General features: G+C 70.4%; 23 protein-coding genes, 1 tRNA gene, 1 other RNA gene, 1 pseudogene and 1 riboswitch. Of the genes and pseudogenes, 21 read left to right on the top strand and 5 right to left on the bottom strand.

Features of this window, described 5'->3' with window-relative positions; all coding sequences use genetic code 11:
• The first annotated feature begins 89 nt into the window (after positions 1-89).
• From DX116_RS04340 to DX116_RS04330, 3 genes are all read left to right on the top strand, one after another.
• The gene (locus tag DX116_RS04340; protein ID WP_119702947.1) at positions 90-995 is read left to right on the top strand and encodes a LysR family transcriptional regulator; all 906 of its coding nucleotides are present in this window, start codon (positions 90-92) and stop codon (positions 993-995) included.
• Complete coding sequence (locus tag DX116_RS04335; protein ID WP_119702946.1) at positions 992-1597, top strand: uracil-DNA glycosylase family protein; 606 nt, start codon at positions 992-994, stop codon at positions 1595-1597. Before DX116_RS04340 ends, DX116_RS04335 begins: the two co-directional genes overlap by 4 nt.
• A 61-nt stretch (positions 1598-1658) precedes the next feature.
• Positions 1659-2075: a DUF305 domain-containing protein gene (locus tag DX116_RS04330; protein ID WP_199715924.1), complete on the top strand. Its 417-nt coding sequence runs from the start codon at positions 1659-1661 to the stop codon at positions 2073-2075.
• 78 nt (positions 2076-2153) lie between these two features.
• On the opposite strand, the pseudogene DX116_RS04325 reads toward DX116_RS04330, so the two are convergent.
• A pseudogene (locus DX116_RS04325) lies at positions 2154-2264 on the bottom strand (undecaprenyl-diphosphate phosphatase); the annotation flags it as partial.
• A 75-nt stretch (positions 2265-2339) separates the two neighbouring features.
• Positions 2340-2411: riboswitch (Fluoride riboswitch) on the top strand.
• Positions 2412-2505: 94 nt separating this feature from the next.
• On the opposite strand from DX116_RS04325, the gene DX116_RS04320 reads away from it, so the two are divergent.
• Genes DX116_RS04320 through DX116_RS04310 form a run of 3 tightly spaced genes read left to right on the top strand, consistent with a single transcriptional unit; the run spans position 2506 to position 3826 of the window.
• Positions 2506-2940: a fluoride efflux transporter FluC gene (locus DX116_RS04320; RefSeq protein WP_199715923.1), complete on the top strand. Its 435-nt coding sequence runs from the start codon at positions 2506-2508 to the stop codon at positions 2938-2940.
• The gene (gene crcB / locus DX116_RS04315; RefSeq protein WP_119702943.1) at positions 2937-3317 is read left to right on the top strand and encodes a fluoride efflux transporter CrcB; all 381 of its coding nucleotides are present in this window, start codon (positions 2937-2939) and stop codon (positions 3315-3317) included. Before DX116_RS04320 ends, crcB begins: the two co-directional genes overlap by 4 nt.
• Positions 3318-3331: 14 nt before the next feature.
• Positions 3332-3826: a universal stress protein gene (locus tag DX116_RS04310; protein WP_158591888.1), complete on the top strand. Its 495-nt coding sequence runs from the start codon at positions 3332-3334 to the stop codon at positions 3824-3826.
• 74 nt (positions 3827-3900) lie between these two features.
• On the opposite strand, the gene DX116_RS04305 is transcribed toward DX116_RS04310, so the two are convergent.
• Positions 3901-3988: transfer RNA gene (locus DX116_RS04305), tRNA-Ser, on the bottom strand.
• A 62-nt stretch (positions 3989-4050) separates the two neighbouring features.
• Between DX116_RS04305 and ffs the strand changes: the two genes are divergently transcribed.
• An RNA gene (gene ffs, locus DX116_RS04300) (signal recognition particle sRNA small type) lies at positions 4051-4147 on the top strand.
• A 95-nt stretch (positions 4148-4242) separates the two neighbouring features.
• On the opposite strand, the gene DX116_RS04295 is transcribed toward ffs, so the two are convergent.
• From DX116_RS04295 to DX116_RS04285, 3 genes are all read right to left on the bottom strand, one after another.
• Entirely contained in the window at positions 4243-5385 is a 1143-nt protein-coding gene (locus DX116_RS04295; RefSeq protein ID WP_119702941.1) for an acyl-CoA dehydrogenase family protein, read from the bottom strand.
• Position 5386: 1 nt separating this feature from the next.
• Positions 5387-6565, bottom strand: a complete 1179-nt coding sequence (locus DX116_RS04290; protein WP_119702940.1) for an acyl-CoA dehydrogenase family protein — start codon at positions 6563-6565, stop codon at positions 5387-5389.
• 93 nt (positions 6566-6658) lie between these two features.
• A complete protein-coding gene (locus DX116_RS04285; RefSeq protein WP_119702939.1) occupies positions 6659-7969 on the bottom strand; it encodes a threonine/serine exporter family protein in 1311 nt (436 codons plus the stop codon).
• A 97-nt stretch (positions 7970-8066) separates the two neighbouring features.
• On the opposite strand from DX116_RS04285, the gene DX116_RS04280 reads away from it, so the two are divergent.
• The 14 genes from DX116_RS04280 to DX116_RS04215 all read left to right on the top strand — a co-directional run bounded on the left by DX116_RS04280 (position 8067) and on the right by DX116_RS04215 (position 24364).
• Positions 8067-9053, top strand: coding sequence for an alpha/beta hydrolase (locus DX116_RS04280; protein ID WP_119702938.1), 987 nt, complete (start codon positions 8067-8069; stop codon positions 9051-9053).
• Positions 9054-9084: 31 nt separating this feature from the next.
• On the top strand, positions 9085-9804 hold the full coding sequence (locus DX116_RS04275) for an ABC transporter ATP-binding protein (protein WP_119702937.1): 720 nt from the start codon (positions 9085-9087) through the stop codon (positions 9802-9804).
• A complete protein-coding gene (locus DX116_RS04270; protein WP_119702936.1) occupies positions 9801-10529 on the top strand; it encodes an ABC transporter permease in 729 nt (242 codons plus the stop codon). Before DX116_RS04275 ends, DX116_RS04270 begins: the two co-directional genes overlap by 4 nt.
• A complete protein-coding gene (locus DX116_RS04265) occupies positions 10526-11113 on the top strand; it encodes a TetR/AcrR family transcriptional regulator (protein WP_158591887.1) in 588 nt (195 codons plus the stop codon). The genes DX116_RS04270 and DX116_RS04265 overlap by 4 nt, the downstream gene beginning before the upstream one ends.
• A gap of 64 nt (positions 11114-11177) precedes the next feature.
• Positions 11178-13181 carry a DNA polymerase III subunit gamma and tau gene (locus tag DX116_RS04260; RefSeq protein WP_119702934.1) on the top strand — a complete coding sequence of 668 codons (2004 nt, stop codon included), beginning with the start codon at positions 11178-11180 and terminating at the stop codon, positions 13179-13181.
• Positions 13159-15822 (top strand): aminodeoxychorismate synthase component I, encoded by a 2664-nt coding sequence (locus DX116_RS04255; RefSeq protein WP_119702933.1) that lies wholly within the window; start codon positions 13159-13161, stop codon positions 15820-15822. Before DX116_RS04260 ends, DX116_RS04255 begins: the two co-directional genes overlap by 23 nt.
• Before the next feature lie 161 nt (positions 15823-15983).
• A complete protein-coding gene (locus DX116_RS04250) occupies positions 15984-17783 on the top strand; it encodes an N-acyl-D-amino-acid deacylase family protein (protein ID WP_119702932.1) in 1800 nt (599 codons plus the stop codon).
• Between the two features lie 4 nt (positions 17784-17787).
• A complete protein-coding gene (locus DX116_RS04245; RefSeq protein ID WP_233556561.1) occupies positions 17788-18387 on the top strand; it encodes a TetR/AcrR family transcriptional regulator in 600 nt (199 codons plus the stop codon).
• Between the two features lie 136 nt (positions 18388-18523).
• On the top strand, positions 18524-19120 hold the full coding sequence (gene recR, locus DX116_RS04240; RefSeq protein WP_119702931.1) for a recombination mediator RecR: 597 nt from the start codon (positions 18524-18526) through the stop codon (positions 19118-19120).
• 110 nt (positions 19121-19230) lie between these two features.
• On the top strand, positions 19231-19677 hold the full coding sequence (locus DX116_RS04235; RefSeq protein ID WP_147393572.1) for a hypothetical protein: 447 nt from the start codon (positions 19231-19233) through the stop codon (positions 19675-19677).
• A 91-nt stretch (positions 19678-19768) separates the two neighbouring features.
• Positions 19769-20761 carry a LysR family transcriptional regulator gene (locus tag DX116_RS04230; protein ID WP_119702929.1) on the top strand — a complete coding sequence of 331 codons (993 nt, stop codon included), beginning with the start codon at positions 19769-19771 and terminating at the stop codon, positions 20759-20761.
• A gap of 97 nt (positions 20762-20858) precedes the next feature.
• Positions 20859-21962: a S1 family peptidase gene (locus DX116_RS04225; RefSeq protein ID WP_233556560.1), complete on the top strand. Its 1104-nt coding sequence runs from the start codon at positions 20859-20861 to the stop codon at positions 21960-21962.
• A 93-nt stretch (positions 21963-22055) separates the two neighbouring features.
• A complete protein-coding gene (locus DX116_RS04220) occupies positions 22056-23336 on the top strand; it encodes an aspartate kinase (protein ID WP_119702927.1) in 1281 nt (426 codons plus the stop codon).
• Positions 23333-24364 carry an aspartate-semialdehyde dehydrogenase gene (locus DX116_RS04215; protein WP_119702926.1) on the top strand — a complete coding sequence of 344 codons (1032 nt, stop codon included), beginning with the start codon at positions 23333-23335 and terminating at the stop codon, positions 24362-24364. Before DX116_RS04220 ends, DX116_RS04215 begins: the two co-directional genes overlap by 4 nt.
• The last annotated feature ends 91 nt before the right edge of the window (positions 24365-24455 follow it).

Below are 24455 nucleotides of genomic sequence, written 5' to 3'. Positions count from 1 at the left end.
CACTGTGGTCTCGATGCGGGGTTGCCGGTAGAACCCGTCACCCTGTGGCTCCACAGGGCAGACCTGTGGAGGACGGGTAGTCTAGGCAGATGCGCAACATCCCCGATCTGGCTGCTCTTCAGCTGCTGGTCGACGTGGCCACTCATGGCAGCATCGGCGCTGCGGGCCGAGCGAACGGCATCACCCAGCAATCGGCATCCGAACGGCTCAGAGCCGTCGAGGCCCAGACGGGACTGACCCTCCTGCGTCGTGCTGCCGGAGGATCGACGCTCACCGAGTCCGGTGTCCTGATGGTCGGCTGGGCCGCACGTCTGATCGATCTCGCTCAGGAGATCGACGAGTCGATCGCGACCTTGCGCGAGGGCCGGACGCACCAGCTGAGCATCGTGGCGAGCATGACCGTGGCCGAGTACCTGCTTCCCCTGTGGCTGGTCCGGCTTCGCCAGCAGCACGACACCGTCGTCAGCCTGATCGCCACCAACAGCGAGCACGTGCGGACGGCCGTGGCGGACGGGTCGGCCGACATCGGTTTCGTCGAGGACGGTGCGGACCCCGGCGACCTGGCGTCACTGGTCGTCGCTCGCGACGAACTGGGCCTGTACTCGGCACCGCACGACCCGTGGGCCAAGCAGGACTCGCCGCTGACTCCAGATGAGCTCGTCACACGGCCTCTGACGTGGCGTGAGCAAGGGTCAGGCTCCCGTCGCGTCGTCGACGACGCGCTCGCAGGGCTAGGCTTGACCGCCATGGCGCCAGCCGTCGAGCTGACCACCACGTCCGGCATCCGATCGGCGGTCAGCGCCGGAAGCCCGCCAGCGTTCATGAGCCGACGTTCGGTGCGCAGCGACGTGGAGGCGGGCCGGCTCGTCGAGGTACCGATCACCGGGTTGGACCTTTCGCGCGACCTCACCGCGCTGTGGGTCGGCAGCGGCCGCCCGCCGGCCGGTCCGGTCCGCGATCTGCTGGCAATCGCCACGAAGGCCCGCACAAGATGAGCACCGATCGCCGGTCGCGAGTTGACGAGCCGCACGTCTTCGCGCTCAATGCGCTGGTCCGTGCGTGGCGTGCGGCGGTCGACGAGCAGCGGTTCGTCCCGTGGTTCGACCCGGACGGTCCTGGCGTGAACGCGAGGATCCTGGTGCTGATGGAGTCGCCCGGCCCTCGCACGGTTGCCGCAGGTGACCTCGGGTTCAGCACCGAGGACAACGACGACCCGACCGCGGCCGCGCTCCGTGCAGCGCGAACTTCTGCGGGCATGGCCCGTGACGGGTACGTGAGATGGAACGTGGTGCCGTGGCCCACATACGACGCTACCGGCCATCGAAGGCCGCCACTGGTGCGAGACCTTGAGGAGGCGCGTCCGGCAATGAAGGAGCTGTGGGCGGCTCTGCCCGACCTCCAAGTCGTCGTCGCCGTCGGCATGCCGGCACTTCAAGGTGTTATGCGGCTGATGACGATCGATGAGACAGCCCGGGTTGTTCCCGTGCTGGCTGTCCCGCACCCGTCACCACGCAACGCCCACGCCCGCGCAGAAGCAGTCAGGCGCCTGCGTGTGGCTCTCGAGCGGTCCCAGAAGATCGCCCGTTTGAGAGCGTGAAGACGGCCTCGATTCATGTCCGCCACCGACCCTGTCGCACCCGGTCCACGCCCAGCTGTCGTTGCGCCGTGCTGCAGGCCGGACCTGGAACACGGACGTTCTGGGTCTTGCCGCGCAGATCATCGCCGCCCAGCAACCGGAGATCGACACCATGTCGGGTTGGTTGAAGTCCTGGGACAAGGAGGTCCCGGCTGATTCCAGCGACATGGGCGAGATGGAAGGGATGGACCACGGATCGTCGTCGGACATGCCCGGAATGATGAGCGATGAGGACATGGCGTCTCTCGAAGCATCGTCCGGCTCGGCGTTCGACGAGCAGTTCCTCACGATGATGTTCGCGCACCACAAGGGCGCCATCGAGATGGCGTCCCAGGAGGAGGTCGACGGAACGTACAACCACGCCGTCGATCTGGCGAAGAGGATTCGGGCGGATCAGACGGCCGAGATCTCGACGATGCAGAAGCTGCTCAGTTCCTGATGCCCGGCAGCCCGTCGCTGTTCTTCGTCGCCGCTGCCCTCCAGCCGCGTTCCTTCACTGGCTCTGCTGTGACGAGCCATCCGAGCCGAGCAGTTTCTCGACAATCGTCAAGTGCCCAGTGCTGGACACCGGGAGGAACTCGGTCAGCCCCTCGACTGCTCCCAGTAGTGCTGTCTGCAAGATGTCCATGAGGCCAATTCCTTCGTGAGCGGGAGGGTCGGATCGCGCGCCTGCCCATGGCATCCCACACAGTTCGCCGGTATCATCGACCTTGGCGATGGACCCCGCCTGAGTCTCAGACTCGAACCGCATTGCGCTGATGGCTCCTGCTATTCGCAGGAGAAGTGTGTCTATATTCGATGACCAGCCCATCGATCCGGACGTCGAACCGTCTGGTCGTCTCGTCGGTTCAATCGGGACAGTGCATCACGTGCGCTTGGTCGCGCAGGTGCTCCGTGAGCGATGGGACATCCTGAGCGTGATCGCCGCCGGCGGCGCTGCAGGCGCGGCAGGGCGATGGTCGTTGCTGGATTTGTTCCCGCACCGGCTCGGTGAGCTGCCGTGGACGACGGTGGCGATCAACGCGAGCGGATCGCTGTTATTGGGCGTCCTCATGGTCGTGGTGGTCGATGTGCTGCCGGATCAGCGCCTGCTGCGACCGTTCCTGGGCGTCGGCGTCCTGGGCGGGTACACGACTTTCTCGACCGCAGCGTTGGACGTGCACGAACTGCTGCGGACTGGGCATGTGGCAGCTGCCGCTACCTATCTGGCGTTGAGCGTCTCCTTGTCGTTGCTGGCGGTATGGGTCAGTCTTGTCTCCACCCGATCGCTCGTCCGCCGAATGGATCGCGTGGTCTCGCGATGACGGTTCTCGTGGTGGCCCTGGGCGCAGCGGTAGGAGCGCCGACCCGGTACCTGGTCGATCTGTTCGTCCAGTCTCGCCATTCGTCGTCGTTGCCATGGGGCACTATCACCGCCAACGCGACAGGTTCACTCGTCATCGGCTTCATCGCTGGACTCGCGGCCGGCTCGGATTTCGACCAAGCAGTAGTGGCTCTGATCAGCACCGGCTTCTGCGGGGCGCTTACGACGTTCTCCACGTTCAGCTTCGAGACGGTCAGACTCATCGAGCAACAGCACCTGACAGCGGCCGTGCTCAACCTCGGTCTGAGTCTCGTGCTCACTATCGTCTTGTGCCTTGGTGGGTATGAGCTTGCCGCGTACCTCATCACGGCCCCATGAAAGGGAGATTTTCCATGAACGACAATTCACCCGAAATTCCCAGCAGGCGCCTCCAGCTTCGTGACGGCGATACCTCCACCGGCGGGTTGGTCGTCGGATTCGACCGACGTGAGGCGTCCACAGCCGCACTGAAGAGCGCGGCAACGTTGGCAACCCGGCTGTCGATCATCGTCCATGTCGTGCACGCGGTCGATCTTCGCGACTACCCGATCGATCCAGACGGTCCCGACTGGGAGGAGGAGGCAAGAGCGACGTTGCGGGACGAAGAGCGCACCGTCCAGGATGTCCTCGACCCCTTCGGCTGCGCATGGACCTACCAAGCCGGACGACATGACCCGGCCGATCTTCTGACGGCGGTCGCGGTGGAGACCAAGGCCCTGATGATCGTCGTCGGCAGCCACGGCCAAGGCATGGGCAATGCTCTGGCTCACCTGTTCGAGGGTTCGATCGAGCACCGGCTGCTCAGCGGAAGACCACCCTGCGGGGTGCTCGTCGTACCGAGCAGATGAGGGACTAGCCGAGCCTCGATCATGAGGCATCCCGCGCGTCGCCAGGTTGGAATAGCATCTTCAAGGGGTCAGATTGGCGGAGGATAGGGGATTCGAACCCCTGAGAGCTTTCACTCAACCCGCTTTCCAAGCGAGCGCACTAGGCCACTATGCGAATCCTCCGTCGTCGAGGTTACCGGTCGTGCCCGGCTTGGGTCTCACCGGGCCACGTCCGTATGATGTGAGGCAGCCCCTCGCGTGGCGACACATCACCCAACTCCCCCAGGGCCGGAAGGCAGCAAGGGTCAGTGAGCTCTGTCGGGTACGCGAGGGGTCCTTCGCGTCCGGACCCACCGACGACGAGGGGCGGTGCGCCAGCGTCCACCCCGGTCGAGCAGGTGGACGCCGGCGCACCGCCCCAGGCGGTCGCGCTCGGATCAGGGCAGCGGCTCGAGCACCTCGTGGTCGTCGAGGGTCTCCGAGAGCGCCGAGAGGTGGTAGCGACCGTCGCCGAGGGCGTGGTCGATCGCGGTGAGCCGGCTCGTGTAGTGACCGACGCTGTACTCGGCGGTCATGCCGATGCCGCCGTGCAGCTGGATGGCCTCCTGGCCGATGTGACGGCCCGCCTTGCTGACCTGCAGCTTGGCGCGTGAGGCGGCCTCGAGGGTCGCGTCGGCGTCGGCGTCGAGCAGCACCAGCGTCGCCCAGGTGACGGTGCTGCGCGCCAGCTCGAGCGACACGTACATGTCGGCCGCGCGGAAGGTCAGCGCCTGGAACGTCATCAGCGGGACGCCGAACTGCTTGCGCGACTTGAGGTACTCCGTCGTGGTCTCGAGCGCGAACGCCATCGCGCCCAGCGACTCGTGGCCGTAGGCGATCTGCGCCGCGGCGACGACCTGCGCGATGACGGCCGACTGGTCGGCGCCGGGCTCGCCCAGGGGCGTGGCGGGCGTCGAGTCGAATGCCGCGTGCGCCGCGCGTCCGCCGTCGAACGTCGTGTACGACGTGCGCGTCAGGCCCGAGGCGTCGGGCTGGACGAGGAACAGTGCCGTGGCGCCGTCGACGTCGGCACTGACGACGAGCAGATCGGCCCGCGCGCCACCCAGCACGGGCTCCTTGACGCCCGAGAGCGTCCAGGCGTCGCCGTCCTTGGTCGCCGTGACGGCGTACGCGCGCTGACCGTAGCGGCCCTGTGCCTCGGTGTGCGCGAAGGCCGGCACGAGGGTGCCCTCGGCCAGGGCGCCGATGATCTCGGCACGCTGCTCGGCGGTGCCGGCGGCGGCGACGAGCCCACCGGCGAGCACCACGGCCTCGACGTAGGGCTCGGGCGCGATGACGCGTCCGATCTCCTCGGCGACGATCGAGACCTCGACGGGGCCGGCGCCGAAGCCGCCGTCCTCCTCGGCGAACGGGAGCCCGAGGGCACCCATCTCGGCCAGTCGCTGCCAGGTCTTCTCGTCCCAGCCCGGATCGGTCTTGGTGACGGTGCGGCGGTCCTCGGACGAGCCGTAGGCCTTGCCCAGCAGGCCGCGGACGGCGTCGCGCAGCGCGGTCTGCTCGGAGTCGAGTGTGAAGTCCATGTCAGCCCCTCAGTCCCAGGATCGTCCCGGCGATGATCTGTCGTTGCACCTCGTTGGAACCGCCGTAGATCGACGCCTTCCGGTAGTTGAGGTAGTTGGTGGTGGCGGTGCGGGCGAGGTCGGGGACGTCCGAGCCGTCGCCGGCGCCGGTGGCCAGGGCGTTGGGCCCGGCCAGGTCGACCCAGAGCTCGGTGACGGCCTGCTGCAGCACGGTGCCCTGCAGCTTGAGCACCGACGACGCCGGGTGCGGCTTGCCGTCGGCGGAGTTGGCGACGACGCGCAGCGCCGTCAGCTCGAGCGCGAGGAGGTCGTTCTCGAGCTCGACGATCTGGGCCGCCACGAGCGGGTCGTCCAGCAGCGAGGTACCGCCGGGGCCGGCCGTCTTGGCGTACTCCTTGGCCTGCGCGAGCGTGCGCTTGGTCGAGCCGACCGGGGCGACGCCGACGCGCTCGTTGCCGAGCAGGAACTTGGCGTAGTCCCAGCCCTTGTTCTCCTCGCCGACGAGGTTCTCGGCCGGCACGCGGACGTTGTCGAAGAAGACCTCGTTGACCTCGTGGCCGCCGTCGATCAGCTCGATGGGCCGCACCGTCAGGCCGGGCGACGTCATGTCGATCAGCAGGAACGAGATGCCCGCCTGCTTCTTGACGTTCGGGTCGGTGCGGACGAGCGTGAAGATCCAGTCGCCGTACTGGCCGAGGGTCGTCCACGTCTTCTGGCCGTTGACGACGTACTCGTCACCTTCGCGGACGGCGGTGGTGCGCAGCGAGGCGAGGTCGGAGCCGGCATCGGGCTCGGAGAATCCCTGCGACCACCAGATGTCGAGGTTGGCGGTCTTGGGCAGGAAGCGCTCCTTGATCTCCTGCGAGCCGAAGGCGGCGATGACCGGTCCGACCATCGAGGCGTTGAAGGCCAGCGGCGGCATGACGCCGGCCAGCTGCATCTCCTCGTGCCAGATGTGGCGCTGGAGGGGGGTCCAGTCCTTGCCGCCCCACTCGACGGGCCAGTTGGGGACGGCGATGCCGGCGGCGTTCATCGCCTGCATCGAGCGGACGATCTGGTCCTTGGACAGCTCGCGACGGGCCGTGACCGTGTCGCGGATGTCCTGCGGGATCTGGGTGGTGAAGAACGTGCGCATCTCATCGCGGAATGCCACGTCCTCGTCGGACAGCTGCAGCTTCATGGGTCTCCTCGGCCTACTGGCAGGTAACAGCCCATTCCTACCACCCGAGTGGACACGCGGCCCGTCAAGGACGCAGCAACGACGAGCGGTGGACTACTTGCGCTTGGCGCGGGCGCGGGCGCGCAGCGGGCCGACGAGTCGCGGGCCGGCCAGGCGCTGCTCGAGGCGGCGGGCCTCGCGTCGCAGCGGCTGGGCGACGTACTCGCCGAGGATGACGCCGGCGGCCAACGAGATCGCGACGGCGATCGCCGTGATCATCGCGAGGATGCCGGCGAGGTCGTCGGCCGCCAGCAGCCCCAGACCGCGGTAGATCGAGACGCCCGGCAGCAGGGGCACGATCGCCGCCGTCACGATCACGAGCGGGGGGACGTTGACGCGTCCGGCCACGCTGTAGCTGATCAGACCGATGAAGATCGCGGCGACGGCGGCCGGCCAGGCTCGTCCGACGTCGCGCTCGGCGATCAGCAGGTAGATGGCGGCGGCGGCGCCCGCGATGGCGGCGATGGGCAGCAGCACGCGGCGCGGCGCGTACGCGGCGAAGGCGAACGCAGCGGCGGCGATGGCGGCGCCCGCGACCATCAGGGGCAGCCGCGACAGACCGGACGCTCCCGGCTCGACCGTCAGCTCGATCCCGACGAGGCGGCCGAACGTGAGTCCGCCGCTGACCCCGACGATCACGCCGATCGTCGACATCATCACCTCGAGCACGCGGGCGTTGGCCGTCACGTAGAAGTTGGTCAGCGCGTCCTGGATGGCACCGATGAGCCCCAGCCCGGCCAGCAGCATCACGATGCTGGCGGTGATGACCAGCGACGAGTCGGCCTGGACGTGCGAGGCGGCCACGCCGACGGCGAGCAGGGACGCGAACAGACCGCCCGCCGCCTGGGCGTAGAAGTGCGGCAGGCGCAGGCGGGAGATGTACCGCTGCAGCACCTCGATGCCCATCGCCGCGACGGCAGCGATCAGGGTGACCGTGAGGTCTCCGCCGATGAGCAGGGCGATGCCGGCACCGACGACGCCGGACGCCAGCGTGACCGCCCAGCGGGGCGCCCGGTGGCCCGTCGACGAGATCTGCGCCAGCCGGATGCGGGCCTCGTCGAGGTCGATCTCGTCGTCGAGCAGGTCGGCGACGAGATGGTCGACGCGGGTCAGGTCGTCGAAGTCGGTCTCGCGGTGGGTGACGTGGCGCGTCAACGACAGGGGAGGCTCGTCGAAGGACTCCTGGTGGCTCAGCGTCAGCGTGGTGAACGTGACGTCGACCGTCACCTGGCGCATGCCCAGGTGGTGCGCGACCGACGACATCGTGGCGGTGACGTCGGCGGCTCCGGCCCCGTTCGACAGCAGCATCTCGCCCACGCGCAGGGCGAGGTCGAGGGTCTGGTGCATCTGGCGCAGGCTCGTCACACCCCCATGATGGAGGTCGGCAGCCGCGGACCCAACCGCGCGTCCGCCGAGGTACCCGTAGGGTTCGGATGTCGGCCCGCGAGCGCAGGAGAAGCACATGACACGGTGGGAGCCAGACCTCCTCGGTGACGGATACGAGCGGCGCACGATCCCGCTCGGCGACGACCCGGACGGCGAGGGCGTCGTCGAGGCGACGCTGGTGCGTCGCACGGCACCGGCCGACGTCCGCGGGGCCGTGATCTACGTGCACGGCTTCAGCGACTACTTCTTCCAGAAGGAGATGGCCGAGTTCTTCACCGAGCGCGGTCACGCCTTCTACGCGCTCGACCTGCGCAAGTGCGGGCGGTCGCGGCGCGAGGGGCAGACCGGGCACTACGTGTCCGACCTCGCGCTCTACGACCGCGAGCTCGACGAGGCGCTGGCGATCGTCCGCGACGAGACGGGCGACGTGCCGGTGCTGCTCTCGGCGCACTCCACGGGCGGGCTGATCCTGCCGCTGTGGCTCGACCGGCTCAATCGGCGTCCGGGCGGCTCACGGGGCGCGGGCATCGCCGGGCTGGTGCTCAACAGCCCGTGGTTCGACCTGCAGGGCAAGCCGTGGATGCGGACGATCGGCACGCAGGTCATCGCCGCGGTGGCCAAGGTCAAGCCGACGACCATGATGAAGCTGCCCGCCACCGACGCCTACGGCACGAGCCTGCACGTCAGCGGGCACGGCGAGTGGGAGTTCGACACGGTCTTCAAGCCGCTCAACGGGTTCCCGGTGTCGTACGGATGGCTGACGGCGGTGCGCCGGGGCCACGCCCAGCTGCACCGCGGCCTCGACGTGGGCGTGCCCTCGCTCGTCCTGCGGTCGACGAAGTCGTGGTTCGCCCGCGAGTGGTCGCCGCAGGTCGACGAGGCCGATGCTGTGCTCGACGTCAAGCAGATCGCCCGGTGGTCCGGATGCCTGGGCGACGCCGTGACGGTCGTCCCGATCGACAAGGCCCGGCACGACGTCTTCATCTCAAAGCTCGAGCCGCGCGAGGCGGCGTACGCCACGGTCGACGCCTGGATGGGGGCCCAGGGCCTGCTCGGGGGTTGACCGGCGGGTCTCCCGGCCATATATTCATCACGTGTTGAATATTCCTGCTGTCGAGGTCGCCGCGCTGTCGGTCGTGCGGGGCGGCCGGTCCGTCCTCTCCGACGTCACGTTCTCGGTCCCCACCGGACAGATCGTGGGGCTGCTCGGGCCCAGCGGCTGCGGCAAGTCGACGCTGATCCGTGCCGTCGTGGGTGCCCAGCGCATCGAGGCGGGTGACGTCCGGGTGCTGGGAGAGCCTGCAGGGTCGGCCTGCACCCGGAGGTCCGTCGGATACGTCACCCAGGCCAGCTCGGTCTATCCCGACCTGACCGTCCGGCAGAACCTGCGCTACTTCGCCTCGCTGTCGGACGCCGACGACGAGGCGACGGAGGGGGCTCTCGACGAGGTGGGCCTGCGCGCCCGCGCCGACGCCCTGGTGCGTGACCTGTCCGGCGGTCAGCGCACCCGCGTGTCGCTGGCCGCCGCGCTGCTGGGCGATCCCGACGTCTACCTCCTCGACGAGCCGACCGTGGGTCTCGACCCGGTGCTGCGACGCGATCTGTGGAAGCTCTTCGCGCGGCTGGCCGACGACGGCCGCACGATCCTCGTGTCCAGCCACGTCATGGACGAGGCGGGACGCTGCGACCGGGTCCTGCTGATGCGAGAGGGGCGGATCATCGCCGACGCGACGCCTGACGAGCTACGCCGGCGGACAGGGCAGGACGACCTCGAACAGGCGTTCCTGGTGCTCGCCGAGGAGGTCGCGGCATGAGCCGGACCCTGGCCACCGCCAAGCGGGTGCTGCAGCAGCTGAGCCACGACCCGCGCAGCGTCGCCCTGATCGTCGTGCTGCCGTCCCTCCTCCTGCTGCTCTTCCGGTACGTCTACGACGGCAGCCCCGCCGTCTTCGATCGCGTGGGGCCGCAGATGCTCGGCATCTTCCCGTTCATCATCATGTTCCTCGTGACGTCGGTGACCATGGTGCGCGAACGGACGTCCGGCATGCTCGAGCGTCTGCTCACGACGCCGCTGCGGCGCGGCGAGCTGATCGCCGGATACGGGCTGGCCTTCGGCGCCGCGGCGCTGCTGCAGTCGCTCGTCAGCTCGGCGATGGCGATCTGGTGGCTCGAGCTGGACGTCAGCTCCCCGTCGGCCGTCGTGATCCTCGCCGTGACCGACGCGGTGCTCGGGACGGCGCTGGGCCTGATGATGTCGGCCTTCGCGGCCACCGAGTTCCAGGCCGTCCAGTTCATGCCGCTCGTGGTCATCCCCCAGCTGCTGCTGTGCGGTCTGCTCGCCCCGCGCGCCTCGATGCCCGAGGTGCTCGAGCGGGTCTCGGACGTCCTGCCGCTCAGCTACGCGACCGACGCCTTCTCCGACCTCGGTACCGGAGCGACCAGCACGGGCTTCCTGGCCGCCGATCTCGGGGTGCTGGTCGGCTGTTCGGCGCTGGCCCTCGTCGGCGCCTCGCTGACGCTCCGTCGGAGGACGTCGTGAGCGACGCCCGTGCCCGGGGCCGCCCTCGCCGTGCCGATGCCGTCGACCGGCGCGCGGCGATCCTCGGCGTCGCCCGCGGCGAGTTCGCGGCGAAGGGCTTCGCCGGTGTGTCGATGCGTGCCGTCGCGCGAGCCGCAGGGGTCGATGCCAGCCTCGTGAGCCACTACTTCGGCAGCAAGGAGGGACTGCTCGTCGCGACGATGGACCTGCCGGTCGACCCGGTCGCCAAGATCGCCGCGGTGGTCGCGAGTGGGCCCGACGGTCTCGGGGAGCGGCTCGTGCGCACGTTCGCGACCTCGTGGGACCCGCACCGGGACGTCTTCAGCTCGCTGGTGCGCACCTCGCTCGGCTCGGGCGACGGCGACACGCCCGTGGCGCAGGTGGCCCGTGAGGTGCTCGGCACGCAGCTGGTCGACGTGCTCGCCGGTGACGATCGCGAGCTGCGAGCGGCGCTCGTCGCGAGCCAGCTGATCGGTATGGCCACGTTCCGCTACGTGGTCCGTCTGCCGGCGGTCGCCGACGCCAGCGTCGACGACCTCGTCCGCTGGTACGCACCGGCCGTGCAGCGGCTCGTCGACTCCTGACCGCCCGCACCGATGGGTTCACCGCGCGATCCACGATGTCGGGATGGGTGGCTAGTCTCTACGTGTGGATGCCCCCCTCGCGCTGTACCGCCGCTACCGGCCGGAGACCTTCGCCGAGGTGATCGGCCAGGAGCACGTCACCGATCCGCTGCGTCACGCCCTGGCCGCCAACAAGGTCAACCACGCCTACCTGTTCTCGGGCCCGCGCGGCTGCGGCAAGACCACCAGCGCGCGCATCCTCGCCCGCGCCCTCAACTGCGAGAAGGCGCCGATCTCCGACCCGTGCGGCGAGTGCCAGAGCTGCCGCGACCTCGCGCGGGGCGGCCCGGGCAGCATCGACGTCATCGAGATCGACGCGGCCAGCCACGGCGGCGTCGACGACGCCCGCGACCTGCGCGAGCGCGCGTTCTTCGCGCCCGTCAGCAGCCGCTACAAGGTCTACATCATCGACGAGGCCCACATGGTCTCGCCGCAGGGCTTCAACGCGCTGCTCAAGCTCGTCGAGGAGCCTCCGCCGCACCTCAAGTTCATCTTCGCGACGACCGAGCCCGACAAGGTCATCGGCACCATCCGGTCGCGCACCCACCACTACCCGTTCCGCCTCGTCCCGCCCAAGGCCCTCGGCGACTACCTCATGCAGCTGTGCGCGGCCGAGGGTGTCGCGCTCGCCCCCACCGCGCTGCCGCTGGTCGTCCGGGCGGGCCAGGGGTCGGTGCGTGACACGCTCAGCGTGCTCGACCAGCTGCTCGGCGGCGCCGGGCCCGAGGGCGTCACCTACGAGCTCGCCGTGGCCCTGCTCGGCTACACCCCCGACTCCCTGCTCGACGAGGCCATCGACGCCTTCGCGGCAGCCGACGGCTCGACGGTGTTCGGCGTCGTCGACAAGGTCATCGAGTCGGGGCAGGATCCCCGCCGCTTCGCCGAGGACTTGCTGCAGCGCCTGCGCGACCTCGTGATCGTCGCCGCGGTGCCCGATGCCCTCGACAAGGGCCTCCTCGACGTGCCGGGCGACCGCGCCGAGCGGCTCGTGACGCAGTCCAACGGCTTCGGGCCGTCCGAGCTGACCCGCGCGGCCGACATCGTCAACGCGGCGCTCATGGAGTTCCGCGGAGCCACCGCCCCGCGTCTGCTGCTCGAGCTGATGTGCGCGCGCATCCTCGTGCCCGGCGCCGATAACTCCACGCAGGGCTTCCAGGCGCGGCTCGACCGCGTCGAGCGGCGGCTCTCGATGGATCATGAACGTCCCGCCGGGCCGCTGCCGACCGCCCCCGCGCCTGCGGCTGCTCCGCCCGTCGAACCGGCCCCGCCCGTCCAGCCTGCTCCGCCCGTCGAGCCTGTCGAGGCGCCGGCCCCTCCGACAAGCTCACGGGGCGAAGCGCCGGTCGAGCCCCCTGTGCCGGTCGAGCCTGTTGAAACCCCCACCCCGTCCGTCGAGGCCCCGGTCCCGCCGGTCGAGACCCCGACCCCTTCGACAAGCTCGAGGGGCGAGGTGCCCGGCTCGAGGGGCGAGGCTCCGGCCGCGCCCGTCGAGACACCCGCTCCGGCCGGTCAGCTGACGATCGCCGACGTCCGCCGGCTGTGGCCCGAGATCCTCGACAAGATCCGCGACATGCGGCGCTTCGCCTGGATCATGCTCAGCCAGAACGCCCAGGTCATGGCCCTCGACGGCCAGGTGCTCACGATCGCGCTGGTCAACACCGGTGCCCGCGACTCCTTCCTGAGCAGCGGCTCCGACGACTACGTGCAGCGCGCGCTGCACGAGGTGCTCGGCGTCACGTGGCGCATCGAGGCGATCGTCGACCCGGGCGCGCAGCCCGGGGTCCCCGACGACCGCGACGACGAGCGCCCACCGGCGCCCGCCCCCGCGGCGCCGTCCGCTCCGGCGGTCGCGGTGCCCGACTCGGTCCGCGCGGCGCTGCGCGAGTCGCACTCGCCCGAGCGCCGCGAAGACCCCGACGCCTCGGCCGACCGCGACGACCCGGTCGTCGAGGTCGAAGAGCTCGACGCCGAGGCGCTGCTGAGTCGCGAGCTGGGCGCCGAGATCATTGATACGCCACGCGGCGACTGACATCGCGAGGCGGCGCCTCGACCTCACGGCCGACCCTCTCGACGTCCTGCGCCGGTTCCGCGACCGAGACCGTCTGGTCGCGCTCACGGGTGCCTGGCACCACGGCGAGGCCCTGATCGCCTTCGACCCCGTCGAGGTGCTCGAGGGCGATCCCTTCGCCGGCATCGACGTCGACGCGATCCCGGCCGGGCAGGGCTTCGGCGGCGGATGGATCGGCGCGTGGGGCTATCAGCTCGGCCGGCTCGTCGAGCGGCTGCCCGAGCCGCCGCACCGTCCGTCTCCGCAGCCCGATCACCGGCTGGCGTTCTACGACCACGTGCTGCGGCTGTGCGACGGCACGTGGTGGCTCGAGTCGCTGACGCCCGACGCCGGCCGTGACCGACGGATCCTCGACGCCCTGGCCGAGCCGGCACCCGCGCCCCGCCACCACGAGGTCGGCACCTTCGAGATGACACCGTCGCCCGGCGAGCACCGGGCGGCCGTCGCACGCGTGCTCGAGCACGTCGCAGCCGGCGACATCTTCCAGGCCAATGTCTGCGCGCGGCTCGAGGCGCCGTTCGCAGGTGATCCGCTCGACGCCTTCTGCGCCGGGGTCGAGCGGCTCCGGCCTGCCTACGCGGCCTACGTCGCCAGCCCGGAGGGGGCGCTGGTGAGCTTCTCGCCCGAGCTGTTCCTGCGGCGCACGGGCGACGACGTGCTGACGTCGCCGATCAAGGGCACGTCGCCGCTCGACGCCGATCCCGACGAGCTCGTCGCCTCGGCCAAGGACCGCGCCGAGAACGTCATGATCGTCGACCTCATGCGCAACGACCTGGGGCGGGTCTGCGTGCCGGGCTCGGTGCGCGTGCCGTCGCTCGCCCGCGCCGAGCGCCACGCGGTGTGGCACCTGGTGTCGGACGTCGTCGGGTGTCTCGACGCGGGCGTGCGCGACTCCGACCTGCTGCGCGCCACCTTCCCGCCCGGGTCGGTGACGGGTGCCCCGAAGGTGCGCGCGATGCAGATCATCAACGAGGTCGAGGCCACGGGTCGCGAGGCCTACACCGGAGCGATCGGGCACGTCAGCCCCTCAGCCGGGCTCGAGCTCAGCGTCGTCATCCGGACGTTCGAGTTCTCGGCGGGCCTCGACCGCGTCTGGCTCGGCGTCGGCGGCGGCATCGTGGCCGACTCGACGCCCGAGGCCGAGTACGCCGAGTGCCTGGTCAAGGCGCGGCCCCTGGTCGACGCGATCGGCGGCGTGCTCGACCTGCGCGCCGACGTCCCCGCCACCGAAGGGGATGTGCCGGTCCGCGTGGTGCCCGACGCGCCGGAGGCCGACGAGCGGCTGGGCGTCTACGACACGTTGCTCGTGGTCGACGGTCGCGTCGTCGACCTCGATGCCCACCTGGCACGGCTCGACGCGAGCGTCCGCGCGGTCTACGGCCACCCCCTGCGCGGCGGTCTCGACCAGGCGGTGGTCCGGCGCGTCGCGGGCCTGCGCGGCCGCCACCGGTTGCGCATCGACGCGGTGCCGGCCGATGGCGACGTGACCGTCTCGATGGCCGTCCGTCCCGTCGACGACGCCGGCGACACGTGGACGCTCGCTCCGCGGGCGATGCCCCGAGGGCTCGGGCAGCACAAGTGGGCCGACCGTCGGGCGGTGGCGCACGAGGGGCCGCCCGACCACGACCTGCTGCTCGTCGCCGACGACGGCGCGGTGCTCGAGACGGCCCGCGCGTCGGTGTTCGTGGTGCACGACGACGCCGTCCTGACGCCGCCCACCGACGGTCGCATCCTGCCCGGCACGGCCCGCGAGCGAGTCGTCGAGCTGTTGCGCGAGGCGGCGGTCCCGGTGTTCCAGCGCCGCGTGACGCTCGACGACGTCGCAGCCGCCACCGAGGTCTTCGCGACCAACGCGGTGCGGGGCGTCGTGCCGGTCAGGTCGGTCGAGGGCGTCGGGTCCTGGCCCGTCGGCCGCACGACGACCTGGCTCCGCGACGCGCTGCAGACCCTCTGGGGCGGTGACCCTGCGACCCATCAGGGGCCGCGACAGGTCGCAGGCTCACCGCCCAGCCCGGCGCGGGTGCTGTTCATCGACAACTACGACTCGTTCGTCTACAACCTGGTGCAGTACGTCGGCGAGCTGGGCGCGACGGCCGAGGTCGTCCGCAACGATGCCGTGGCGGTCGACGAGCTCGTCGCGGCCCGTGCCCGCGGCGACTTCACGCACCTGGTCGTCTCTCCCGGCCCGGGCACCCCCGCCGACGCGGGCATCAGCACGGAGGCCATCCGCCGACTCGGCCCGTCGACCCCGACGCTCGGTGTGTGCCTCGGTCATCAGGCCATCGCCGAGGTCTTCGGCGCCGAGGTCGTGCGCGCCGCCGAGGTCGTCCACGGCAAGCCCTCGCTGGTGCACCACGACGGGCTGGGCGTCTATGCGGGGCTGCCCACGCCGCTGGTGTGCGCGCGCTACCACTCGCTCGTCGTCGACCCGGCGACCGTGCCAGACCAGCTCGAGGTGACGGCCCGCACGGCATCGGGCGTCGTCATGGGCCTGCGGCACCGGCAGCACCCCGTCGAAGGGGTGCAGATGCACCCCGAGTCGGTGCTGACGTCCCACGGCCACCAGATGCTGCGGTCGTTCCTCGAGCAACCACGCCCCTGAGCCTCGCGCCGACCGCGAGTGGTGCGTCGTGGTCTTTCCGAGACGGCGTGTCGGTCCGATCCGCACCACTCGCGACCGGGTCTGCGCCACTCGGTGGTCCGGACCCCTGGACATAGCGAGTGATCGCTCGCTATGTTCGACGTCAACGTGACGGAGGCCACATGAACGAGCTCGATCTCATCATCCGCGGCGGCACCTACTTCGACGGCACGGGCGCTCCCGGCGTGGTCGCCGACGTCGGCGTGACGGACGGACGTGTCACGGTCGTCAGCCCCACCGCCCTGACGCCGGGCCCCGGCACGCGTGTCGTCGAGGCGGCCGGGCAGTGGGTCATGCCGGGTTTCGTCGACGCCCACACCCACTACGACGCCGAGGTGCAGGTCGCGCCGGGGCTCAACGAGTCGGTGCGCCACGGCGTCACCACGGTGCTGGTCGGCAACTGCTCGCTGTCGACCGTCTACTCGACCCCGCTCGACATCGCCGACCTGTTCAGCCGGGTCGAGGCGCTGCCGCGGACCCACGTGCTGGGCGCGCTCGAGGAGGCCAAGACCTGGTCGACGCCGCAAGGGTGGGTCGACGCCCTCGAGCGGCTGCCGCTCGGCCCCCACGTCGCCTCGTTCCTGGGGCACTCCGACGTCCGCGCGAGCGTCATGGGCATGGGTCGCTCGACCGATCCGGCGCAGTCGGCGTCGCGCGGCGAGCAGGCCGAGATCGAGCGCCGGCTCGAGGACGCCCTCGACGCCGGCTTCCTCGGCATCTCCACCATGACCAATCCCTGGGACAAGCTGGACGGCGACCGCTACCGCTCGCGCTCCCTGCCGTCCACCTACTCCAGCTGGAAGGAGTTCCGCGGTCTCAGTCGGGTGCTGCGGCGGCGGGGGCGGGTGCTGCAGGGCGTGCCCAACCTCAACAAGAAGTACGACATCGCCTTCTACCTCGCGACCGCGATGGGTCGCGTCCGCAAGCCCCTCAAGGTCTCGCTGCTCGCGGCGGCCGACACCAAGGCCGAGCCGTGGGTGCAGCGCATCTTCGCGCCGCTCGCGTTCATCGCCAACAAGATCGGCGGCGGGCAGTTCACCTGGCAGCACCTGCCGACGACGTTCCGCGTGTGGGCCGACGGCATCGACCTCGTGGTGTTCGAGGAGTTCGGCTCCGGACGCGAGGCGCTGCACCTGCGCGAGGAGATGGGTCGCAACGAGCTGCTGGACGACGAGGCGTACCGCCGCTGGTTCCGCCACGACTTCGACAAGCGCTTCAGCCCTCGGGTCTGGCACCGCGACTTCGACGACGCCGAGATCACCGAGTGCCCCGATACCGAGCTGATCGGGATGATGATCGGCCAGGTCGCCCGCGACCGTGGCGTGCATCCCGTCGACTGCTACCTCGACCTGGTCGTCGAGCACGGCACGAAGCTGCGCTGGAAGACCAACATCGCCAACACGCGCCCGAAGGTGCAGGACCAGCTGGTCAACCGCTACGGCATCACGATCGGCTTCTCCGACGCCGGCGCGCACCTGCGCAACATGGCGTTCTACAACTTCGGCATCCGGCTGCTCAACCGCGTCCACCAGGCGCAGGTCACGGGCAAGCCGTTCATGACGGTCGAGAAGGCCGTCTTCAAGCTGACCGGCGAGCTCGGCGACTTCTACGGCATCGACGCCGGACGCATCCAGGTCGGCGACCGTGCCGACATCGTCGTGGTCGATCCGGCCGGGCTGAGCGACGACGTCGACGGCTATCACGAGGCGCTGATGCCGGCGTTCGGCGACATGAGTCGCATGGTCAACCGAAACGACGCGGCGGTGACGGCCACGATCGTCTCGGGCGAGCCGGTCTTCGAGCGCGGAGAGTTCGTCGAGGGCTACGGCACGACGCTGGGCACCGGACGCTTCCTGCGCGCGGGCGAGCCCCGCGGGACGGTCGCGCCCGTGCGGCGGGCCGAGCAGCTGGTGGCACAGTAGGGGCGTGACCGCACCCGCCCGACGCACGCAGGCCGAGCGCCGGGAGGGCACGATGACCGCGGTCGTCGATGCGGCCGTCGAGGTGCTGGGCGAGGTCGGCTACGCCCGGGCGACCACGGCCGAGATCGCGCGGCGTGCGGGGGTGTCGCAGGGTGGGTTGTTCCGGCACTTCGGCGCGCGGCTCGACGTCATGCTGGCCGCGGCCGATCGCATCAGGTCGCGTCAGCTGGTCGACTTCAGCGAGGGGCTGGGCTCGCTCGACGGCACCGACCTGACCGAGGTCGTGCACCGGCTGCGCCGAGCGACCCGGGCCCCGATCAACGCCGCCTGGTACGAGCTGGTGCTCGCCGCACGGGCCGACGCCGAGCTGCGGGCGGTGCTCGAGCCGCTGGCCGAGCGCTACCACGGCGAGATCCTGGCGCTGGGTCGTGCGCTGCCGATCGCCGAGCGTCTCGCGCCGGTCGAGCTCGACACCATCGTGCTGAGCATCGTGCACCTGCTCGACGGCGAGGCACTGATGGCCTCGCTGCTGCCCCACCCCGAGCACGAGGACGTCCGGGTCGAGCAGCTCGTGCGCATCCTGTCGGGGAGGCCGCTCTACTGACCCGAGTGGTGCGTTCCCGTGCCCGCGTGGTGCGGAGTGGACCGACACGCCGTCCCATAACGTCCAGACCGCACCACTCGCGGGTTGGGGCGAGTCGCCGAGGCGGGACGTGGACGCACGACATAGGTTGATCCCTGTGTATGACGGCGTGATCCAGGATCTGATCGATGAGCTCGGGCAGCTGCCCGGCATCGGTCCCAAGAGCGCGCAACGCATCGCCTTCCACCTGCTCGACGCCGACCCCGAGGACGTCCGCCGGTTCGCCGCGACGCTCGTCGAGGTCAAGTCGAAGGTCCACTTCTGCTCGATCTGCGGCAACGTCACGGTCGACACCGAGTGCCGCATCTGTGCCGACCCGCGGCGCGACCTCAGCGTGCTGTGCGTCGTCGAGGAGTCCAAGGACGTCGTCGCGATCGAGCGCACGCGGGAGTTCCGCGGCCGCTACCACGTGCTGGGCGGCGCGATCTCGCCCATCGCCGGCGTCGGGCCCGACCAGCTGCGCATCAAGGAGCTGCTGCAGCGGCTGCAGGACGGGGTCGTCACCGAGGTCATCATCGCGACCGATCCCAACCTCGAGGGCGAGGCCACCGCGACCTACCTCATCCGGATGCTGTCGCCGTACGGCCTGCGGGTCAGCAAGCTGGCGAGCGGCCTGCCCGTCGGCGGCGACCTCGAGTACGCCGACGAGCTCACGCTCGGCCGGGCCTTCGAAGGACGCACGACGATCGGCTGAGGCTCGTCGAGCACGTCCCGCACGATTCGAGACGCGCCGTATCCTCTGATACCTTCGCGGCATCGAGGGCGGCTGACCGACGGTCGCTCATCACCTATCTGGGGGAACAGATGAAGACTCGTTCACGCATGTCCGGCGTCGCGCTGGCGCTGGCGCTCTCGCTCGGCGGCACGCTGGCGGCCTGCGGCGGAAGCGACGGCAGCGACGGCAGCAGCGACAAGGCCGAGTCGACGCCGTCGGCGACCGCCTCCGAGCCTGCCGCCACCGAAGAGCCCACCGCCTCGGCCGCGCCCGAGGGCGACACCGGCGACAAGCCCAGCAAGGAGGACGTGGTCGCGGGCTACACCAAGGTCCTCAAGTCGACGGCCGGCGCCAACCTGCCCGAGGACATCGTCAACAAGGTCGTCACCTGCTTCGCCGACGAGCTGTACGACACGGCCTCGACCCAGACCCTGCAGGCCATCGCCGACGCCCAGCCGACCAACGTCAACCCCGCCGACATGCAGGCGTTCACCGACGCGTCGACGGCGTGCACCAAGAAGATCTCCGGACAGTAGGTCCGTCCGCAGCGCGGCCCCGCACCCCGACGGGTGCGGGGCCGTCGTGCTGTCCAGGGAGCCGTTCGCATACTCGCGGTATCCTCCCGGGATGGAGCTCGAGCTGCGCCATCTGAAGGTCGTGTGCGCCCTCGCCGACGAGGGCAGCGTCACGAAGGCGGCTGCGAGCCTCGGCCTGGCGCAGCCGGCCCTCACGGCCCAGCTCAACCGCATCGAGAAGTCGCTCGGCGGCACGTTGTTCGAGCGCGACCACCGGGGCGTGCGCTCCACCGCGCTCGGTGATCTCGTGCTGGCGCGCGCCCGGGTCATGCTGCCGGCCATGTCAGGCCTCAAGGAGGAGGCGGCCCGGCTCGCCAGCAACGAGCGCCGTTGCGGCGGCACGCCGTCGCACGTCAGCATCGGCTCGTCGACCAGCGTCGTGCTGGGCCGGCTGATCAGGTCACTCGCGCTGGAGCATCCCGACGTGCAGGTGACGACGCACGCCACGTGGTCGTCCGACGGGCTCGCCGAGATGGTCGTCGACGGACGGGTCGACTTCGCGGTGGTGGGCGTGTGCGCCGACGCCCCGCCGCCGGCCCAGCACGGGCTGTCGTGGCACGTCGTCACCAGCGACCCCGTGTTCGTGCTGCTCCCCGAGCAGCACCGCCTGGCCTCCTGTGCGGAGGTCGATCTGTCCGAGCTGGCGCACGAGGACTGGGCGGCCATCCCGGTCGACGGTTGCTTCACCGGATGCTTCGCCGCCGCCTGCGCCCGGGCGGGCTTCACGCCCCGGACGCTCTACGAGGCCGACGCAGCCAGCTGCATCGACCGGGTGGCCTCGGACCACGCCGTCGCGCTGTGCCAGGCCACCCGCGACCTGCCCGGTCTCGTGACGGTGCCGATCGCCGACGCGCCCCTGCGCTGGAACCATGTCGTCGGCTGGCGCCCCGACGCCGCGGCGGCAGGGTTCGCGAGCGAGATCGTCCGGCTGACGACCGACGCCTTCGCCGGGCTGATCGTCGAGAGCCTGGTCTACGCCGCGTGGTTGCAGGGCAAGAAGGGCTTCGGCATTCAGCCGCTTCCGCCGGTCAGCCCCGCGGTATGACGCAATTGGTATGCCCCTGGCCGGCGTCGCCGGCACTAGGTTTCTGGCATCCCCTCGGGGGGATCACGACGACTAGGGGGATCACATGGAACGACGGATGCGTGTCTTGACCGGTGCCGCGGCCGTGGCGGCCGCTGCCGCTGCGGTGTTCGGGCAGCAGGCCGGAGCCGCTGAGCCGGGGCCGGGCACCACGCCCGACCGGACGTCGATGGCCGGCGCGATGCAGCGCGACCTCGGCCTCAGCGCGTCCGAGGTGGACGCCCGGCTGGCTGACGAGAAGGCCGCGACCCGGAGCGAGAAGAAGGCGCGTGAGCAGCTCGGCGCCAGCTTCGGCGGTGCCTGGTTCGACGCCGCGAGCGGCAGGCTGGTCGTCGGCACGACGGGTGAGGCGGCCTCGTCGCTGTCGTCGTCCAGCACCCAGGTGCGGCAGGTGGCCCGGTCGGAGCAGCAGCTGACCGGCTACCAGGCCAAGCTGGACGCCACCAAGGCGAGCGCTCCGGCCAGTGTGCCGGGTTGGTACGTCGACGTGACGACCAACAAGGTCGTCGTGCAGTCGCGCGCAGCCGGTGTCGCCCAGGCGAAGGCCTTCGTGAAGAAGGCCGGCGTGCCTGCCAGTGCGGTGACGGTCGAGGTGTCGTCCGAGGCGCCGCGTGCCCTCGACGTCGTGGGCGGCAACGCCTACTACATCGGCGGCGCGCGCTGCTCGGTCGGCTTCGCGGTGACCGGCGGCTTCGTGACGGCCGGCCACTGCGGGACGACCGGCAGCACCACCAGCTCGCCCAGCGGCACCTTCGCCGGCTCGAGCTTCCCGGGCAACGACTACGCCTACGTCAAGACCCCGGGCCAGGCGCTGATCGGGGCGGTCAACGACTACGCGGGCGGCACGGTGCGCGTGCAGGGATCGTCCGACGCGCCCGTCGGCTCGTCGATCTGCCGCTCCGGCTCCACCACGGGTTGGCGCTGCGGCACGATCCAGGCCCGCAACGCGTCGGTGACGTACGTCGAGGGCACCATCACCGGGCTGATCCGCACCAGCGCCTGCGCCGAGCCCGGTGACTCGGGCGGCTCGGCGATCTCGGGCACCCAGGCGCAGGGCGTGACGTCCGGCGGATCGGGCAACTGCTCGGTCGGCGGCACGACGTACTTCCAGCCCGTCAACGAGATCCTCGGCGCGTACGGCGTGAGCCTGATCACGAGCTGATCTGGACGGCTTCCGATCCGGCGCTGCGCGACCGCTAGACTTGCGGTCGCGCAGCGTCGCGCGTCCGTACGTCTCCACAGGTAGGAACTAACCGTGGGCATTGTCGTCCAGAAGTACGGCGGCTCCTCGGTAGCCGACGCCACCAGCGTCAAGAGGGTCGCCCAGCGAGTCGTCGCGACCAAGAAGGCCGGTCACGACGTCGTCGTCGTGGTCTCGGCCATGGGCGACACCACCGATGACCTCATCGACCTGGCCAACCAGGTCTCGCCGCTGCCGCCCGCCCGCGAGCTCGACATGCTGCTGACCGCCGGCGAGCGCATCAGCATGGCGGTGCTGGCGATGGCGATCGGCAACCTCGGCCAGGAGGCGCGCTCGTTCACGGGCTCGCAGGCCGGTGTCATCACCGACTCCGAGCACGGTCGCGCCAAGATCATCGACGTCACGCCGGGCCGCATCGAGACGGCGCTCGCCGAGGGCGCCATCGCGATCGTCGCCGGCTTCCAGGGCGTCTCGCAGACCACGAAGGACATCACGACGCTCGGTCGCGGCGGATCCGACACCACCGCCGTCGCCCTGGCCGCAGCGCTGGGCGCCGACGTCTGCGAGATCTACACCGACGTCGACGGCATCTTCACCGCCGATCCGCGCATCGTGCCGAACGCCCGCCAGGTCCCACGCATCTCGTACGAGGAGATGCTCGAGATGGCCGCCAACGGCGCCAAGATCCTGCACCTGCGGTGCGTCGAGTACGCCCGCCGCAACGACATGCCCATCCACGTCCGCTCGTCCTTCTCCGACAAGGTCGGCACGTGGGTCGTGCGAAGCGAAGACGTCACCCTGGAAGGCCAGCCCATGGAACAAGCGATCATCTCCGGCGTCGCGCACGACCGCAGCGAGTCCAAGATCACCGTGGTCGGCGTGCCCGACAAGGTGGGCTTCGCCGCCGCCATCCTGCAGGCGCTCGCCGATGCCCAGATCAACATCGACATGGTCGTGCAGAACGTCTCGGCCGCCGCGACCAACCTGACCGACATCTCGTTCACGCTGCCGCGCGCCGACGGCCAGACCGCCATGACCGCCCTGGCACGGCTCAAGGACGAGGTCGGATACGAGCGGCTGCAGTACGACGACAGCGTCGGCAAGGTCTCGATCGTGGGCGCCGGCATGCGCTCCGAGCCCGGCATCACGGCCAGGTTCTTCCGCGCGCTGGCCGATGCGGGCATCAACATCGAGATGATCTCGACGTCCGAGATCCGCATCTCGGTGGTCGTCACCGAGAGCCAGGTCGACGCCGCCGTCAACGCCGCCCACACCGCCTTCGACCTCGGCACCGACGAGGTCGAGGCGGTCGTCTACGGAGGTACCGGACGATGACTCGGTCCACGACCCTTGCCGTCGTCGGCGCCACCGGCCAGGTCGGCGTCGCCATGCGCAGCATCCTCGAGGAGCGGAGCTTCCCGGCCGACCGGGTGCGCTTCTTCGCATCGCCGCGATCGGCGGGCAAGACGTTGCCGTTCCGCGGCGAGGACGTCGTCATCGAAGACGCCGACACCGCTGACCTCTCGGGCATCGACATCGCCCTGTTCTCGGCCGGCGCCACGACGTCGCGCGCCCAGGTGCCTCGGTTCGCCGAGGCCGGCGCGATGGTCATCGACAACTCGTCGGCGTTCCGCAAGGACCCCGAGATCCCGCTGATCGTCAGCGAGGTCAACCCCGAGGACATCGCGCTCGCGCACCGCCGCATCATCGCCAACCCCAACTGCACCACGATGGCCGCGATGCCGGTGCTCAAGCCGCTGCACGACGAGGCCGGCCTCGTCCGCCTCGTGGTGAGCAGCTACCAGGCGGTCTCGGGCTCCGGCATCGCCGGCGTCCGCGAGCTGCACGGCCAGGCACAGGCCGTCGTCGAGAAGGCCGACGAGCTGGCCTATGACGGCTCGGCCCTCGAGTTCCCGGCTCCGCAGGTCTACGTCGACTCGATCGCGTTCAACGTGCTCCCGATGGCCGGCTCGGTCGTCGACGACGGCTCGTTCGAGACCGACGAGGAGCAGAAGCTGCGCAACGAGAGCCGCAAGATCCTGCACATCCCCGACCTGCGGGTCGCGGGCACGTGCGTGCGCGTGCCGGTGTTCACGGGGCACTCGCTGTCGATCAACGCCGAGTTCTCGTCCGAGATCACGCCGCAGCGCGCCACCGAGATCCTCGGCACGGCCGCCGGTGTGCGCCTCGTCGACGTGCCCACGCCGTTGCAGGCCGCCGGCACCGACCCGAGCCTCGTCGGACGCATCCGCCAGGACCAGTCGGTCGAGGGCAACCGCGGCCTGGTGCTGTTCGTCAGCGGCGACAACCTGCGCAAGGGTGCCGCGCTCAACACGATCCAGATCGCCGAGCTGCTGGTCTGACGTCGCGGGCCGCGACGGGACGCACGATCCGCCGACGTCTGAGAACTTGTCACGAGCATGACAAGTTCTCACGGATTCTCTCAGGGCCCCT

The organism is Aeromicrobium endophyticum, from assembly GCF_003586285.1.
Lineage (GTDB): Bacteria > Actinomycetota > Actinomycetes > Propionibacteriales > Nocardioidaceae > Aeromicrobium > Aeromicrobium endophyticum.
This window is presented reverse-complemented; position numbering and strand designations above follow the sequence as displayed.

Coding starts and splice junctions, on each gene's coding strand:
- DX116_RS04340 (WP_119702947.1), top strand. CDS start 90: ATGCGCAACATCCCCGATCTGGCTGCTCTTCAGCTGCTGGTCGACGTG.
- DX116_RS04335 (WP_119702946.1), top strand. CDS start 992: ATGAGCACCGATCGCCGGTCGCGAGTTGACGAGCCGCACGTCTTCGCG.
- crcB (WP_119702943.1), top strand. CDS start 2,937: ATGACGGTTCTCGTGGTGGCCCTGGGCGCAGCGGTAGGAGCGCCGACC.
- DX116_RS04310 (WP_158591888.1), top strand. CDS start 3,332: ATGAACGACAATTCACCCGAAATTCCCAGCAGGCGCCTCCAGCTTCGT.
- DX116_RS04295 (WP_119702941.1), bottom strand. CDS start 5,385: ATGGACTTCACACTCGACTCCGAGCAGACCGCGCTGCGCGACGCCGTC.
- DX116_RS04290 (WP_119702940.1), bottom strand. CDS start 6,565: ATGAAGCTGCAGCTGTCCGACGAGGACGTGGCATTCCGCGATGAGATG.
- DX116_RS04280 (WP_119702938.1), top strand. CDS start 8,067: ATGACACGGTGGGAGCCAGACCTCCTCGGTGACGGATACGAGCGGCGC.
- DX116_RS04270 (WP_119702936.1), top strand. CDS start 9,801: ATGAGCCGGACCCTGGCCACCGCCAAGCGGGTGCTGCAGCAGCTGAGC.
- DX116_RS04250 (WP_119702932.1), top strand. CDS start 15,984: ATGAACGAGCTCGATCTCATCATCCGCGGCGGCACCTACTTCGACGGC.
- DX116_RS04235 (WP_147393572.1), top strand. CDS start 19,231: ATGAAGACTCGTTCACGCATGTCCGGCGTCGCGCTGGCGCTGGCGCTC.
- DX116_RS04230 (WP_119702929.1), top strand. CDS start 19,769: ATGGAGCTCGAGCTGCGCCATCTGAAGGTCGTGTGCGCCCTCGCCGAC.
- DX116_RS04225 (WP_233556560.1), top strand. CDS start 20,859: ATGCGTGTCTTGACCGGTGCCGCGGCCGTGGCGGCCGCTGCCGCTGCG.
- DX116_RS04215 (WP_119702926.1), top strand. CDS start 23,333: ATGACTCGGTCCACGACCCTTGCCGTCGTCGGCGCCACCGGCCAGGTC.